The sequence below is a fragment of the Kitasatospora sp. NPDC059747 genome, from assembly GCF_042732955.1.
GTDB lineage: Bacteria > Actinomycetota > Actinomycetes > Streptomycetales > Streptomycetaceae > Kitasatospora.
Genome location: NZ_JBHWGV010000021.1, coordinates 52,187 through 65,728, shown reverse-complemented (window position 1 = coordinate 65,728; position 13,542 = coordinate 52,187). Strand labels below are relative to the sequence as shown.

The window sequence follows — 13,542 nt, the reverse complement described above, 5'->3', positions numbered from 1 at the left end:
GGGGGGGTGGCGCGGGGGGGGGGGGGGGGGGGGGGGGGGGGGTGTGGGGGGGCGCGGGGGGGGGGGGGGGGGGGGGGGCCCCCGCGCGCGCGGGGGGGGGGCGGCCCCCGCGCGGACCGGCCGATGCGGGTCGGCTTCCAGTGCGTGGTGTACGAGCCGGTGGCGCGGGCCGTCGCGGGTCTGCCGGAGGGCTCGGTCCAGCTCGTCGAACTGCCCTGGGGGGACCCGTTCTCCCGGCTGGCGCAAGGCGACGTCGACCTCGCCATCGTGCTCGCGCCGTGCCGGGAGCCGGGGCTGCGCGTGCTCATGGAGTTCTCGCGGCAGCCGGTCCGCATCGCCCTGTCCGCCGCCCACCGGCTGGCCCGGGCGGCCGGGGTCTCCGCCGGGGACCTGGCCGGGCTCGGGCTCATCGAACCGCGCGGCCCCGCGCCGGACTACTGGCGCCTGGCGAACGCGCCCCGGCGGCTGCCCGACGGGCGGGACCTGGCGTACCCGGCGGGCGCCGCCACGCTCCAGGAGGGGTTGTCGACGGTGGCCAGCACCGCGCAGGGCCTGCTGCTCTGCGAGGCGAGCGTGCGGTACGTCCAGCGCCCGGACATCCGCTACCTCCCGGTGCCCGACCTGGAGCCGTCGACCCTGCTCGTCGTCCGGCGGGAGCGGGCGGTGCACGGGCTGACGGAACGTTTCCTCGGGCTTCTCGCGGAATCCGTCGGCTGACCTGTCGCGCCGTTTCGCCGTAGGGCTTCCCTGTGCCTTTCCGCGCCCCCTTACGCCTCCAGGCTCCTCGCGGCGTCGCGGATGACGTCGAGGACGAAGGCCGGGTGCGAGAGCATCGGCACGTGGCTGCTGTCGACGGCGTAGGTCTTCGCGCCCATGCGCTCGGCGGCGGCCCGCTCCAGGTCGGGGTGTACGGTGCGGTCGTCGTTCGCGACGATGTACCAGCTCGGCTTCGTGCGCCAGGCGGTGCCGGGGACCTGCTGGGTGAACAGGTCGGCGACCGGTACGGCGCCCGTCGCGAGGACGAGCTTCTGCTCGGTCTCCGGCAGATCGCCGCAGAAGTCGCCGAGGCCCGACTCCTGGAGCCAGATGCGGCCGTCGGCGACCTCGATGTTCTTGAAGACGGGCGTGCCGGGGAACTTCTCCTGCTGGCCCTGCGAGGTCTCGTCCTCGTCGGGGGCGAGCGCCGCGATGTACACCAGCGCGCCCACCCGGTCGTGGACGCCGGCCTTGGTGATCAGGGTCCCGCCGTAGGAGTGGCCGACCAGCACGACCGGTCCCGGCACGCGATTGATCGCGCGGGTGACGCACGCGACGTCGCCTTCGAGCGAGTCGAGGCCGTGCTGCGAGCTGAGGACCTCGTGCCCCTCGGCCTGGAGCGCGGGGATGAGCCTGCCGAAGCACGACCCGTCGGCCCAGAGCCCGTGGGCGAAGACGATGCTGGCCTTGCCGGTCATGTGATGTCCTCCTGCGTAGGTGGCGGGCCGCGACGGCGCCCTACGCCGAGTATCCGGTCGATCACTCATCGTGGCAATCCGCTCTCCCCCCGGCCCTCCCGTCCGCTAGCGCCGCGGCCGGGAGGCGACGGCGACGAGCAGCCCGGAGGCCGTCGCCAGCGCCGCCGCGAGGAGCACCGCGCGGTTCCCGGCGTGGTCGATGACGAGGCCGCCCGCCAGGGAGCCGACCGCGATGCTCGCGTTGAACACGCCCGCCCACAGCGCCCCCGAGGCCTCGATCCGGGCCGGGTCGGCGGTGCGGACCCAGGTCTGCGTGGAGACCGACACCCCGCCGTACGACGCGCCCCAGAGGACGAGCGCGAGCACCACCGTCACGACGCTGCCGGTGAGGACGGGCAGCAGGCCGGTCGCCAGCGTGACCCCCGCGAGGGCGGCGGTCACGGCCGCCCTGGGGCTGCGGCCGGCGAGCGGGCCGAGCGTGAAGTTCCCGGCCACGCCCGCGAGCCCGTACACCAGGAGGCAGGCCGCGATGACGCCGGTGCCCAGGCCCGCGTCGGCTTCGAGCACCGGGCGGACGTACGTGTAGCCGGCGAAGTGGCCGAGGACGACGAGCGTCGTGACGGCCAGCCCGGTCGCGACGCCCCGGTGTCGCAGCACACCCGCGATCCCGTCGAGCCGGCCGCGCTCGTGCACGGGCAGGGCGGGCAGCGTGCGCGCGAGGACGGCGGCGCAGGCCACGCCGAGGAGCGCGAGCGCCCAGAACGCGGCGCGCCAGTCGAGCAGCGCGGCGAGGTAGGTGCCCAGCGGGACGCCGAGGACGGAGGCGATCGAGACGCCGGAGAAGACCATGGTGGAGGCGAGGGCGATCCGCGGCCCGTCGACGAGGCGAGGGGCCAGCCCGGGCACGAGCCCCCACACGATGCCCATCGCCAGGCCGAGCAGGATCCGGCCGGCGACCAGGACGGTGAAGTCGGGGGCGATCGCGGTCACCGCGTTGGCGACGGCGAGCAGCAGCATGTGGCCGACGAGCACGCTCCTGCGGTCGCGCAGTCCGATGAGGGCCGGGACGAAGGGGGAGACGCCCGCGCCGATGAGCCCGGTGATCGTCAGGGAGAGGCCGGTGACACCGTCGGTGACGGAGAGGCTGTCCGACATCGGCGTCAGCAGCCCGACCGGCATCATCTCGGCGGACACCACGGTGAACGTGCTCAGGGCGACGGCGACGACGGGGGACCAACGGGCCTCGGTGGAAGGCGAGTTGGCTGGAGCGAGGACTTCCGCGTTCTTCATGGCCCAAGCTCATCAGCCGGCCCGGGGGCGAGCAAGATCGATCAGCTCATGCATCGATTAGCACGGCTCATGAATCACGCCCGGCCGCGGCGCCGCCCGTGTCGGCGAGACGGGCGGCACCGCGGGGACTCACTCCGCCGGGGCGATCCGGTACCCGCCGCGCGCCGAGTACAGCGTCAGCGCCTCGACCGGACAGAAGTCGACCGCCTCGGTCAGTTCGGCCGTCAGCTCCGCGCCGTCCCCGCCGTACCCGGCCACCGGCTCGGCCAGGCCCTCCGCCCCGAGCGCCAGCGAATCGGGCGCGCTGAGGGCGCACATCCCGGAGCCGATGCAGCGGTCCCGGTCGACGCGGACGACGACCGTCTCGGCGCCCGTCTCTGGACCGGCCGTCACCAGGCCACCTGCAGCGAGTTCGGACTGCGGGTCAGCAGCCCGCGCCGCCAGTCGATCGAGCCGGCCGGGTCGGTGAGCCGCAGCGAGGGCAGTCGGCGGGCCAGCCGGTGCAGGGCCAGTTCGAGCTCCATCCGGGCCAGCCACGCGCCCAGGCAGTGGTGCGGCCCGGCGCCGAAGGTGTACATCGGCGCGACGAGCGGGGAGAACAGCTCGGTCAGCAGGTCCCCGGTGAAGACCTCCGGGTCCATGTTGGCCGCGCTGGTGTCGGCGGCGACCACGCTGCCGGCCGGGATGACCACCCCGCCGATCTCGACCTCCTCCACGGTGCGCCGCAGCAGGCCGGGGAAGTAGTCGGTGTCCCCGAGCGGCACGGCCCGCAGCAGCTGTTCGGTCGCGGCGGCGGCGCTGGCCTCGTCGGCGGCGAGCCGCTGCCAGGCGTCGCGCCCGTCGCCCAGGAGGTAGACGAGCGCGTTGCCGAGGGACGTCATCGTGGTCTCGTGCCCGGCCACGACGAGCCCGATCACGAGCGTGACCAGCTGCCCCTCGGTGATCGAGCCGTCCTCGGCGGCGGCCGCCAGCAGGCTGCTGACCAGGTCCTCGCCCGGGTCGGCGCGCCGCTCGGCGATCACGGCGGAGCCGAATTCGGCGAACTCGCCCATCGCGGTGACGATCGCCTCGGCGCTGTGGGCGGTGGTGGAGAGCGCGTGGTCGCTCCAGTGGGCGAGCCGCTTGCTGTCCAGGTTGTCCAGCCCCATCAGCCGGCTGATCACCGCGACCGGCAGCGGGCGGGTGTAACCGGCGACGATGTCGGCCGGGTTGCCGTGGTCGATCAGCTCGTCGATCAGGCCCTCGATCACCGAGGCCACCCAGGGCCGCCAGCGCGCGATCGCGCGCGGCGTGAACGCCCGCTGCACGGTGCGGCGCAGCCGCTGGTGCTCGGTGCCGTCGATGTTCAGCATGCTGTTCGGATCGTCCAGCAGGTTGGGCGCGTTGGTGAGCGGCGGCGCGTCCGGCGCGTACAGCGGAGCGCGGCCGAGCCGCGGGTCGGTGAGGACCTGCCGCACGTCGGCGTGCCGGCTGACCAGCCAGACCGGGGTGCCGGTGGGCAGCGCGGAGAGCCGGGGCGGACCGGCCTCGGCGTGGCGCGGGCAGTGCAGCGGCGTGAGCGGGGCGGTGCCGGTGCCGGCACCGGTCGCACTGTTCTCGGCGGACATCCGTACTCCAGACTCCAGGGCGGTGGGCCGCGCGGGCGGCCCGGCGGGGGGTGGAACCGGGGAGGTGCGGGGGACGGGTGGGGCGGGCCGGCGGACGGCTCGGCTCTGGCCGGCGGGTGGGACCGGGATCGGACGGGACCGGGGTCCGGGTACGCGGACCCGGCCGACGGGTGGGACCGGGTGGGACCGGGGCGGGCGAGGTCGGGCGCGCCGGTCGTGCCGGGGCGCGCCGGTCGTCACGGGAGTGTGCTGAGCGTCATCGCGTGGACCGCTTCTGCTACGACCGTACGTGGGCGGCGGTCCGCGCGTCTGCGGTACTTCCGGCCAACGCCGATGCTTTCCGGGCACTTCGGTGCGCACGCACGGGCGCCCGGCGCCCTCCGTGCGCCCCCGGCCGAGCTGGGCCGCGATCGGCTCCGGGTATGCCATCGTCATATCCCGGGACCGGCGTGGACGGTGATCCGGCGACCGGACCCGCCCGCCGGGCGGGCGCGGGCGTGGACGATACGCTTCGTGGGCAAGTGGTTCGACGCAGGTCACGCCGGGTGCGACGGCGCCCCGGCCGACGGAGGTGGAAACGGATGGCCCAGCAGGTCAAGGCAGTCATCGCGCGTGCCAAGGGCGCGCCCGTGGAGGTGACCACGATCGTCGTGCCGGACCCGGGGCCGGGCGAGGCCGTCGTCCGGATCCAGGCCTGCGGCGTGTGCCACACCGACCTCCACTACCGCGAGGGCGGGATCAACGACGAGTTCCCGTTCCTCCTCGGCCACGAGGCCGCGGGCGTCGTCGAGTCGGTCGGCGAGGGCGTCACGGAGGTCGCCCCGGGCGACTTCGTCGTCCTCAACTGGCGCGCGGTGTGCGGCCAGTGCCGGGCGTGCCGGCGCGGCCGTCCGCAGTACTGCTTCGACACCCACAACGCGAAGCAGAAGATGACGCTGCTGGACGGCACCGAGCTGTCCCCGGCGCTCGGCATCGGCGCGTTCGCCGAGAAGACCCTCGTCGCGGCCGGCCAGTGCACCAAGGTCGACCCGGCCGCCGAGCCGGCCGTCGCGGGCCTGCTGGGCTGCGGCGTGATGGCGGGCCTCGGCGCCGCGATCAACACCGGCGGCGTCGGGCGGGGCGACTCGGTCGCCGTGATCGGCTGCGGCGGCGTCGGCGGCGCGGCGGTCCTGGGCTCCCGGCTGGCGGGCGCGGCGCGGATCATCGCCGTCGACATCGACGACCGCAAGCTGGAGACGGCCCGCGGCCTCGGCGCCACCCACACCGTCAACTCCCGCACCACCGACCCGGTCGAGGCCATCCGCGAGCTCACCGGCGGCCACGGCGCGGACGTCGTCGTCGAGGCGGTCGGCCGCCCCGAGACCTACCGGCAGGCGTTCTACGCGCGCGACCTCGCCGGTACCGTCGTCCTGGTCGGCGTGCCCACCCCGGAGATGACGCTGGAGCTCCCGCTGCTCGACGTCTTCGGCCGCGGCGGCGCCCTCAAGTCCTCCTGGTACGGCGACTGCCTGCCCTCCCGGGACTTCCCGATGCTCATCGACCTCTACCTCCAGGGCCGCCTGGACCTCGGCGCGTTCGTCACCGAGACCATCGAACTCGACGCGGTGGAGCAGGCGTTCGAGCGCATGCACCAGGGCGACGTGCTCCGCTCGGTGGTGGTCCTGTGACCGTCCGCGTGGACCGTCTCGTCACCTCCGGTGTGTTCGAACTCGACGGCGGCAGCTGGGAGGTGGAGAACAACGTCTGGATCGTCGGCGACGACACCGAGGCCGTGGTGATCGACGCCGCGCACGACGCCCACGCGATCGAGGCCGCGCTCGGCGGGCGCCGACTGCTGGCGATCGTCTCCACCCACGCCCACAACGACCACGTCGACGCCGCCCCCGCGCTCGCCGAGCGCACCGGCGCGCCGATCCTGCTGCACCCCGACGACCTCCCGCTGTGGAAGCTCACCCACCCCGAGCGCCTCCCGGACGGCGAACTCGCCGACGGCCAGCGGATCGAGGTGGCCGGCACCGCGCTGACCGTCCTGCACACCCCCGGCCACGCGCCGGGCGCCGTCTGCCTGCACGCCCCGGAGCTCGGCACCGTCTTCACCGGCGACACCCTCTTCCACGGCGGGCCGGGCGCGACGGGCCGGTCGTTCTCGCACTTCCCGACGATCATCGACTCCATCCGGGACCGCCTCCTCACCCTCCCGCCCGAGACGGTGGTCCGCACCGGCCACGGCGACCCGACCACGATCGGCGCCGAAGCCCCGGCCCTGCCCGAATGGATCGCCCGCGGGCACTGACGCCCGGCGGCCCCGGGGCGGGTGCGCCCGCCCCGGGGGCCGTACGATCACGGCCATGGCCCACGACCCCCGCGACCTCGACGACGCGTTCCTCGCCTTCTGGCGCGAGCGTCACATCGCCACCCTCACCACTCGGCGCCCCGACGGCTCCCCGCACGTCGTACCCGTCGGCGTCACCTTCGACCCGCAGACCGGCATCGCCCGGGTGATCACCAGCCGCACCAGCCGCAAGGCCCGCAACGTCGCCGAAGCCGGCCCCGGCGGCCAGCGCGTCGCCGTCTGCCAGGTCGACCGCGCCCGCTGGTCCACGCTGGAGGGCGTCGCCGTCGTGCGCTCCGCCGCCGAGGAGGTGGCCGACGCCGAGCGCCGCTACGCCGCCCGTTACCGCGAGCCGCGCGTCAACCCGGACCGCGTCGTCCTGGAGATCACCGTCGACCGCGTCCTCGGCCGCGCCTGACGCTCCTGCCCGGCCTCACTCCGCCGGGGGGGCGGACGCCTCAGACGGATCGGTTGACGCGCGTTGACGGCGCGTTGACCGTGCGTCGACGTCGGGTTCCTACGGTCGGTCCATCGGCAAGTTCCGCACCGCTCCGAAGGACTGACATGATCGACCCCGCCGTGTCGTCGCGCCGCGACACGCCCTGGATCGGCGACGATCCGCGCTTCACCGAGTTGCGCGCCTCCTACCGCAGGTTCGTCTTCCCGGTGACGGCGGCGTTCCTGCTCTGGTTCCTGGCGTACGTGCTCTGCTCGGCCTACGCCCGCGGCTTCATGGCGACCAAGGTCGCCGGGAACGTCAACGTGGCCCTGGTCTTCGGGCTGCTGCAGTTCGTCTCGACGTTCGGCATCGCCCTGGCCTACGGGCGGTTCGCGGCCCGGCGGCTGGACCCGCTGGCCGCGGCCCTGCGCGACGTGACGGCGAACCGCCCGGCGGCTCCGGCCGGTCGTGGCACCCGGGAAGCGACGGAGGCCCAGGCATGACCCAGCACCTCCAGCTCGCCGCCGCGGCGGCGCAGCCGGCCTCGCACAAGGGCCTGACCATCGGCCTGTTCGTCGCCCTCGTGGCGGTGACCCTCGTGATCACCCTCTGGGCGCGCCGCAGCACCCGGGGCACCGGCGGCTTCTACACCGGCGGCGGCCAGTTCTCGGCGCTGCAGAACGGGATCGCGATCTCGGGCGACTACCTGTCCGCGGCCTCGTTCCTCGGCATCGCCGGGATCATCGCGCTGGCCGGGTACGACGGCTTCCTCTACTCGATCGGCTTCCTGGTCGCCTGGCTGGTCGCGCTGCTGCTGGTGGCCGAACTGCTGCGCAACACCGGGCGGTTCACCATGGCCGACGTGCTGGCCGCGCGGCTGCGCAGCGGGCCGATGCGCACGGCCGCGGGCGTGTCGACGATCGTGGTCTCGATCTTCTACCTGATCGCGCAGATGGTCGGCGCGGCGACGATCGTGGGGCAGCTGCTCGACGTCAAGGGCGCCTCCGCGCAGATCTGGACCATCGTCGGGGTCGGCGCCCTGATGATCGTCTACGTGGTGGTCGGCGGGATGAAGGGCACCACCTGGGTGCAGATCGTCAAGGCGGGTCTGCTGATCGCCGGTGCGGCCACGATGACCCTGTGGGTGCTGGCGAAGTACGGCTTCGACCTCGGCCACCTGCTCGGGGACGCCGCGACGGCGTCCAAGAAGGGCGACGCCTTCCTCCAGCCCGGTCTGAAGTACGGGTCGACCGACGGCTGGTCGAAGCTCGACCTGGTCAGCCTGGGCGTGGCCCTGGTGCTGGGCACCGCGGCGCTGCCGCACGTGCTGGTGCGCTTCTACACCGTCCCGACCGGCAAGGACGCGCGCAAGTCGGTGAACTGGGCGATCGGCATCATCGGGGTGTTCTACCTGATGACCCTGGTGCTGGGCTTCGGCGCGGCCGCACTGGTGGGCACGGCGACGATCAGGGAGAAGGACCCGTCCGGCAACACCGCCGCCACGCTGCTGGCCGAGCACCTCGGCGGCGGCGCGGGCACCACCGGCGGCTCGCTGATGCTGGCCTTCATCGCGGCGGTGGCGTTCGCCACCATCCTGGCGGTCGTCGCGGGGCTCACGCTGACCTCCTCGTCGTCGTTCGCCCATGACCTCTACGCCAGCGTCATCCGCAAGGGCCGGGCGACGGAGCGGCAGGAGCTGCGGACGGCGAAGGTCGCGGCCGTGGTCATCGGCGCGGTCGCGGTCGTGCTGTCGATCTTCGCCCGGGACCTCAACGTGGCGTTCCTGGTGGCGCTGGCCTTCGCCATCGCGGCCTCGGCCAACCTGCCGGCGATCCTGCTGACCCTGTTCTGGCGGGGCTTCACCACCTTCGGTGCCAAGTGCGGCATCTACGCGGGCCTGGTCGCCTCGATCGGCCTGGTGCTGCTCTCCCCGATCTGCTGGGGCGGCGCGAGCGGTACGGTCCACGCGGTGAAGCTGACGGCCGCCCAGGCGAAGGACTGCGGGGTGGCGGTGACCAGCAAGGAGGTCGGCAACGCCACGGCGCTGATCTCCTGCACGACCACGGCGCCGGTCCCGCTGCAGAACCCGGGCGTCGTCTCGATCCCGATCGGGTTCGCCGCCGCCGTCCTCGGCTCGCTGGCCGGCGGCCGCCGCCGTCGCGACGAGGACCCGGACGGGCGGTCCTTCGAGGACCTGGAGGTCCGGGCCCTCACCGGGGCAGGGCGGTAGCCGTGGAAACCCGTACCAATCTCGACGAGTTCCTCTCCGACCTCGCGCGCTACGCGGCCGCCGACGTCCTGACCGCCCAGCTCACCGCGGACACCCTGCGCAAGTACCTGCGGGCCGGGCTGATCGTCCCGGACGACCTGTGCGCCGGTGACACCGACGGCTACGCGCAGCGGCTGCTGCACGCCGGACCGACGCACTCCGTGGTGGCCCTGACCTGGCTGCCCGGGCAGTCGACCCCGGTCCACGACCATGTCGCCTGGTGCGTGTCCGGCGTGCTGGAGGGCGTGGAGGTGGACGAGGCGTACCGGCTGTGGCGGGTGCCCCGCTCCGGCCGCAGGGTGCTGGTGCCGGCCGGCCGGACCACCTGCTCGCCCGGCCGGGTGCAGCTCCTGGTGCCGCCCGACGAGGACATCCACCGGGTGTCGAACGGCGGCACCGGCCGGGCGGTCTCGCTGCACGTCTACGGGGCGGACATCTCGCTGAGCGGGCACAGCTCGATCAACCGGGTCTTCGGGCAGGAGGTGGTCGACGTCCCGCCGGACGGGGCCCGGCTGGTGAGCTGGCGGCGTTCGGACGGCCTGGCGCCGTGACCGGCGAGGACTGAAAAGACGGGCCGCCCCATCCGGGCGGCCCCTCAGCCGTGCTCCGGCGTCCCGGCGAGCTCGTGCAGGGAGGCCTTGAGGGCGGCGACGAAGCGGTCCTGGGTGGCCTCGTCGACCAGGTCGAGCGAGAGGTAGGGGTTGAGGTCCTCCAGCTCGACGAGGAGGAGGTCGCCCTCGGGCGTGCGGCAGGCGTCGACGCGCTGGATGCCGTGCTCGATCGTGTTCCACGCGATGAAGCGGCGCGCGAAGTCGAGGTCGGCGGCGGTGGGTCCGTACGGTTCGAGGCGCCAGCGCTGCTCGGGGTCGGGGGCGTGCAGCGCGTACTGGAAGGCGTCGTCGACGAAGTAGAACGAGACCTCGTACGCGAAGCGGACCAGCGGCTGGACCAGGACGCCGTCCCCGAACGCGACGGAACCGAGCTCCTCGCGGGGGACGATCCGCAGGCCGATCGAGTCGGCGCCGAGCTTCGGCTTGACGACGTACTCGGGCACGACGGGCAGCCGCCCGAGGTCCTCGGCCCGGTCGGCGGTGGGGATGACGGGGTACCCGGCGGCATCGAGGTCGACCAGGTACTGCTTGCCGGCCATGTCGGCGCGCCCGGTGAGCTGGTTGTAGACGCGGGTGCCGCGGTCGAGGGCGCGGTCCCGGAAGGCCTCGTACGCGGCGCGGTAGTTCAGCACCGGGCCGCTGTTGCGCACGAGGACGAGGTCGAAGGCGTCCATCAGCGTGGCGGCGTCGAGGGGGTGGCACAGGGCGACGTCGAAGTCCTCGCGCAGGCGCGCGGAGAGCCGGATGTCCTCGTCGCAGTAGCGGCGGCCGCGGGCCGGGTAGGCCAGGTCGGTGACGAACAGGACGCGGGGCTTGGCGGCGGACATGTCTCTCCTGAAGATCATTTCTCCAGCTCAGCCTACTACTGCGCATCCACGGCGGGAGGCCGGTGACGTAGGACGCCGGCGGCCTCGGTGCCCACCGTCAAATGACTGATGTGCGCCCCGTGACCGGTCGGCGAGAGTCATGGGCGCCGGGTGATGCCCAGGCGCTTGTGGACGTGAGGGAACGAGGAGAACAACGATGGCAACCAGTCAGCTCGCCGGGAAGTGGAAGACGGCCGTGGTCGCCGGGGCCGCGGCCCTCGCCGTCACCGGCGGCATCGCCGCGCCGGCCAGTGCGGCGCCCCTGCTGGGCTCGGCGAGCGGTGCCCGCCTGGGGGAGCCGGCGCAGCCCCGTGACCCGGGCGCCCGCAGGCACCACTGGATCGTCCAGGCCCAGTACGGCACCGTGTCCGCCCTGAACCGGGCGACCAACTACGCCTGGCAGCGCAACTACAAGGACTGGACGGTCGCCATCATCGGCAACAACATCCAGGGCAACAAGGTCACCGTCTACACCAAGATCACCAACCTGTTCTACGGTTAGGGCGGCGTCATCGGCGCCCAGACGGCGCCGACGCCGCAGGTGCTGATCGCCCAGAACACCATCAAGGCCCAGGGCGGCGTCAGCATCATCACCGAGATCGTGAACGTCCACTTCATCAGCCCCAAGTGGGAGGACGTCTACAGTGCCGACTGCCGCGCCCAGGAGAACATCTTCGACGCGGTGAAGGCGCAGCTCGCCTGCACCCTGGGCTGAGCCGGAGCCGCTCACGGGCTGCCGGCCAGCGTGCGGAGCACGTCCAGGCCGGCGGCGATCGCGGGTTCGTGCGCCGTGTTGTGGCGGATGGCGACCTCGATCCTGCGGGTGAGGGTGTCGTCCGCCACCGGCCGTGCGGTCAGCGTGGACGGCAGGTGGGCCGTGGCCAGCCGGGGGATCAGCGCCGCGTGGCCCGCGCTCTCGGCGAGGGCGATCATCGCGGAGAAGTCGGTGCAGACGTTCCTGACCCGCGGGGTGAAGCCGGCCGAGCGGCAGGCCTGGAGGACGGCGGCGCCGCAGGCGGTCTGCGGCGGCGCGGTGGTCCAGTGGGCGTCCGCGAGCTCGCGCAGGTCGATCGGCGCACCCGTCGGCCGGGCCGCCGGGTGGCCGGAGGGCAGCACGGCGACCAGGGGGTCGGACCGCAGCGCCCGGGTCTCCACGTCCGCGTGCGGGGGCGCGGCCAGGTTGTCGTACCGGTAGACGACGGCGAGGTCGGCGCGCCGCTGGAGCAGCAGCCGGACGGCGGCCTCGGGCTCGGCCTCGGTGATGTGGAGCCGCACGTCCGGGTGGGCGGTCTTCAGGGCGGTGCCGAGCGGGGCGGCCAGCGGTACGAGGGCGCTGGGGAAGCAGGCGAGGCGGAGCGGGCCCGCGGGGCTCCCGGTCTCGGCGTGCAGGCGGATGCGGGCGTGCTCCAGGGCGGCGAGCACGTGCTCGGTGTCGCCGGCGAGGCGGCGGCCCGCGGCCGTGAGGTGGACGGAGCGGCCGGTGCGTTCCAGGAGGCGGGTGCCGGTCTCCTCTTCGAGCAGCCGCAGCTGCTGCGAGACGGCGGACGGCGTGACGCCGTGGAGGTCGGCCACGGCGGTGACCGTGCCGTGGGCCTCCAGGTCGCGGAGGAGGACGAGTCGTCGAACGTCGAGCATCAGTTCATCTTAAGGAAGTGGTGTAGGAGATGTAGCTGGACACGGGTGCGCCCGGTTGGCGACCCTGGCTGCTCCAGTCCAGGTCCCATGAGCAGTGCCAGGAGAGTTCCGTGCGCGCCACCGTGATCCACGCCCCCACCGACATCCGGATCGAGGAGGTGCCCGACCCGGTGGTGCGGCGGCCGACCGACGCCGTCGTGCGGGTGGTCAACGCCTGCATCTGCGGCAGCGACCTGTGGGCGTACCGCGGCGTGGCGCCCCGGGTGGCCGGGCAGCGGATCGGCCACGAGTTCCTCGGCATCGTCGAGGAGGTCGGCGCCGAGGTGTCCGGCTTCGCCCGCGGCGACTTCGTGGTGGCCCCGTTCGTCTGGTCGGACGGCACCTGCGAGTTCTGCCGCGACGGCCTGCACACCTCCTGCCCGCGGGGCGGCTTCTGGGGCGAGGTCGGCTCCGACGGCGGCCAGGGCGAGGCCGTCCGGGTCCCCTTCGCCGACGGCACCCTGGTCAGGCTGCCCAAGGAGGCGGCCGGGGACGAGGCGCTGCTGCCCGGCCTGCTCGCCCTGTCCGACGTGATGAGCACCGGCCACCACGCGGCGGTCTCGGCGCGGGTGCGTCCGGGCTCGACGGTCGCCGTGGTCGGCGACGGCGCGGTCGGCCTGTGCGGGGTGCTCGCCGCGCAGCGGCTCGGCGCCGGCCGGATCATCGCGCTGGGCCGCCACGAGGCGCGCACGGCCATCGCCCGCAAGTTCGGCGCCACGGACGTCGTCGCCGAGCGCGGGGAGGCCGCGATCGAGGCGGTCAGGGAGCTGACCGGCGGCACCGGCGCGCACGCCGTCCTGGAGGCCGTCGGCACCGAGGAGTCGATGCGCACCGCGATCTCCATCGCCCGCGACGGCGGCGCGGTCGGCTACGTCGGCGTGCCGCACGGCGGCAGCGCCGGCGTCGACATCCGGCAGATGTTCGACCGCAACGTGGCGGGGGGGGGGGGGGGGGCCCCCGCCCCCCCCCGGGGTCGTTATAAAAAAACAAGCAGCCCCAG

16 protein-coding genes are annotated in these 13,542 nt (G+C 74.0%); 10 read left to right on the top strand and 6 right to left on the bottom strand.

Annotated features, from left to right (window positions below; genetic code table 11):
• The first annotated feature begins 123 nt into the window (after nucleotides 1–123).
• Nucleotides 124–717, top strand: coding sequence for a LysR substrate-binding domain-containing protein (locus ACFV4G_RS12210; RefSeq protein WP_380439231.1), 594 nt, complete (start codon nucleotides 124–126; stop codon nucleotides 715–717).
• Between the two features lie 50 nt (nucleotides 718–767).
• Here the strand turns inward: ACFV4G_RS12210 and ACFV4G_RS12205 are convergent, their stop codons facing one another.
• The 4 genes from ACFV4G_RS12205 to ACFV4G_RS12190 form a co-directional block, all read right to left on the bottom strand.
• Nucleotides 768–1,454, bottom strand: coding sequence for an alpha/beta fold hydrolase (locus ACFV4G_RS12205; RefSeq protein ID WP_380439229.1), 687 nt, complete (start codon nucleotides 1,452–1,454; stop codon nucleotides 768–770).
• Nucleotides 1,455–1,559: 105 nt separating this feature from the next.
• Complete coding sequence (locus ACFV4G_RS12200) at nucleotides 1,560–2,744, bottom strand: MFS transporter (RefSeq protein ID WP_380439228.1); 1,185 nt, start codon at nucleotides 2,742–2,744, stop codon at nucleotides 1,560–1,562.
• 129 nt (nucleotides 2,745–2,873) lie between these two features.
• Complete coding sequence (locus ACFV4G_RS12195) at nucleotides 2,874–3,137, bottom strand: ferredoxin (protein ID WP_380439226.1); 264 nt, start codon at nucleotides 3,135–3,137, stop codon at nucleotides 2,874–2,876.
• Nucleotides 3,134–4,351: a cytochrome P450 gene (locus ACFV4G_RS12190; RefSeq protein WP_380439224.1), complete on the bottom strand. Its 1,218-nt coding sequence runs from the start codon at nucleotides 4,349–4,351 to the stop codon at nucleotides 3,134–3,136. The genes ACFV4G_RS12195 and ACFV4G_RS12190 overlap by 4 nt, the downstream gene beginning before the upstream one ends.
• Nucleotides 4,352–4,932: 581 nt before the next feature.
• On the opposite strand from ACFV4G_RS12190, the gene ACFV4G_RS12185 reads away from it, so the two are divergent.
• From ACFV4G_RS12185 to ACFV4G_RS12160, 6 genes are all read left to right on the top strand, one after another.
• Nucleotides 4,933–6,018, top strand: coding sequence for an S-(hydroxymethyl)mycothiol dehydrogenase (locus tag ACFV4G_RS12185; protein WP_380439222.1), 1,086 nt, complete (start codon nucleotides 4,933–4,935; stop codon nucleotides 6,016–6,018).
• The gene (locus tag ACFV4G_RS12180; protein WP_380439220.1) at nucleotides 6,015–6,644 is read left to right on the top strand and encodes an MBL fold metallo-hydrolase; all 630 of its coding nucleotides are present in this window, start codon (nucleotides 6,015–6,017) and stop codon (nucleotides 6,642–6,644) included. Before ACFV4G_RS12185 ends, ACFV4G_RS12180 begins: the two co-directional genes overlap by 4 nt.
• Before the next feature lie 55 nt (nucleotides 6,645–6,699).
• Nucleotides 6,700–7,101: a pyridoxamine 5'-phosphate oxidase family protein gene (locus ACFV4G_RS12175; RefSeq protein ID WP_380439218.1), complete on the top strand. Its 402-nt coding sequence runs from the start codon at nucleotides 6,700–6,702 to the stop codon at nucleotides 7,099–7,101.
• A gap of 146 nt (nucleotides 7,102–7,247) precedes the next feature.
• A complete protein-coding gene (locus tag ACFV4G_RS12170; RefSeq protein ID WP_380439216.1) occupies nucleotides 7,248–7,625 on the top strand; it encodes a DUF485 domain-containing protein in 378 nt (125 codons plus the stop codon).
• Nucleotides 7,622–9,352 (top strand): cation acetate symporter, encoded by a 1,731-nt coding sequence (locus ACFV4G_RS12165; protein ID WP_380439214.1) that lies wholly within the window; start codon nucleotides 7,622–7,624, stop codon nucleotides 9,350–9,352. Before ACFV4G_RS12170 ends, ACFV4G_RS12165 begins: the two co-directional genes overlap by 4 nt.
• A 2-nt stretch (nucleotides 9,353–9,354) precedes the next feature.
• Entirely contained in the window at nucleotides 9,355–9,942 is a 588-nt protein-coding gene (locus tag ACFV4G_RS12160) for a cysteine dioxygenase (RefSeq protein WP_380439212.1), read from the top strand.
• Between the two features lie 44 nt (nucleotides 9,943–9,986).
• On the opposite strand, the gene ACFV4G_RS12155 is transcribed toward ACFV4G_RS12160, so the two are convergent.
• On the bottom strand, nucleotides 9,987–10,829 hold the full coding sequence (locus tag ACFV4G_RS12155) for a hypothetical protein (RefSeq protein ID WP_380439210.1): 843 nt from the start codon (nucleotides 10,827–10,829) through the stop codon (nucleotides 9,987–9,989).
• 196 nt (nucleotides 10,830–11,025) lie between these two features.
• Here ACFV4G_RS12155 and ACFV4G_RS12150 point away from each other — a divergent pair, with 196 nt between their 5' ends.
• Nucleotides 11,026–11,370, top strand: coding sequence for a hypothetical protein (locus ACFV4G_RS12150; protein WP_380439208.1), 345 nt, complete (start codon nucleotides 11,026–11,028; stop codon nucleotides 11,368–11,370).
• A 39-nt stretch (nucleotides 11,371–11,409) separates the two neighbouring features.
• Nucleotides 11,410–11,583, top strand: coding sequence for a hypothetical protein (locus tag ACFV4G_RS12145; RefSeq protein WP_380439206.1), 174 nt, complete (start codon nucleotides 11,410–11,412; stop codon nucleotides 11,581–11,583).
• 11 nt (nucleotides 11,584–11,594) lie between these two features.
• On the opposite strand, the gene ACFV4G_RS12140 is transcribed toward ACFV4G_RS12145, so the two are convergent.
• The gene (locus ACFV4G_RS12140; protein WP_380439204.1) at nucleotides 11,595–12,503 is read right to left on the bottom strand and encodes a LysR family transcriptional regulator; all 909 of its coding nucleotides are present in this window, start codon (nucleotides 12,501–12,503) and stop codon (nucleotides 11,595–11,597) included.
• A 110-nt stretch (nucleotides 12,504–12,613) separates the two neighbouring features.
• Here ACFV4G_RS12140 and ACFV4G_RS12135 point away from each other — a divergent pair.
• Nucleotides 12,614–13,542, top strand: a 929-nt coding sequence (locus ACFV4G_RS12135) for a zinc-binding dehydrogenase (RefSeq protein WP_380439202.1), incomplete at its 3' end; no start/stop codon positions are given.

What these genes read in the sequence shown, in the direction of transcription:
- ACFV4G_RS12210 (WP_380439231.1), top strand. Translation starts at nt 124, where the DNA reads ATGCGGGTCGGCTTCCAGTGCGTGGTGTACGAGCCGGTGGCGCGGGCC.
- ACFV4G_RS12205 (WP_380439229.1), bottom strand. Translation starts at nt 1,454, where the DNA reads ATGACCGGCAAGGCCAGCATCGTCTTCGCCCACGGGCTCTGGGCCGAC.
- ACFV4G_RS12200 (WP_380439228.1), bottom strand. Translation starts at nt 2,744, where the DNA reads ATGAAGAACGCGGAAGTCCTCGCTCCAGCCAACTCGCCTTCCACCGAG.
- ACFV4G_RS12190 (WP_380439224.1), bottom strand. Translation starts at nt 4,351, where the DNA reads ATGTCCGCCGAGAACAGTGCGACCGGTGCCGGCACCGGCACCGCCCCG.
- ACFV4G_RS12185 (WP_380439222.1), top strand. Translation starts at nt 4,933, where the DNA reads ATGGCCCAGCAGGTCAAGGCAGTCATCGCGCGTGCCAAGGGCGCGCCC.
- ACFV4G_RS12175 (WP_380439218.1), top strand. Translation starts at nt 6,700, where the DNA reads ATGGCCCACGACCCCCGCGACCTCGACGACGCGTTCCTCGCCTTCTGG.
- ACFV4G_RS12170 (WP_380439216.1), top strand. Translation starts at nt 7,248, where the DNA reads ATGATCGACCCCGCCGTGTCGTCGCGCCGCGACACGCCCTGGATCGGC.
- ACFV4G_RS12165 (WP_380439214.1), top strand. Translation starts at nt 7,622, where the DNA reads ATGACCCAGCACCTCCAGCTCGCCGCCGCGGCGGCGCAGCCGGCCTCG.
- ACFV4G_RS12155 (WP_380439210.1), bottom strand. Translation starts at nt 10,829, where the DNA reads ATGTCCGCCGCCAAGCCCCGCGTCCTGTTCGTCACCGACCTGGCCTAC.
- ACFV4G_RS12150 (WP_380439208.1), top strand. Translation starts at nt 11,026, where the DNA reads ATGGCAACCAGTCAGCTCGCCGGGAAGTGGAAGACGGCCGTGGTCGCC.
- ACFV4G_RS12140 (WP_380439204.1), bottom strand. Translation starts at nt 12,503, where the DNA reads ATGCTCGACGTTCGACGACTCGTCCTCCTCCGCGACCTGGAGGCCCAC.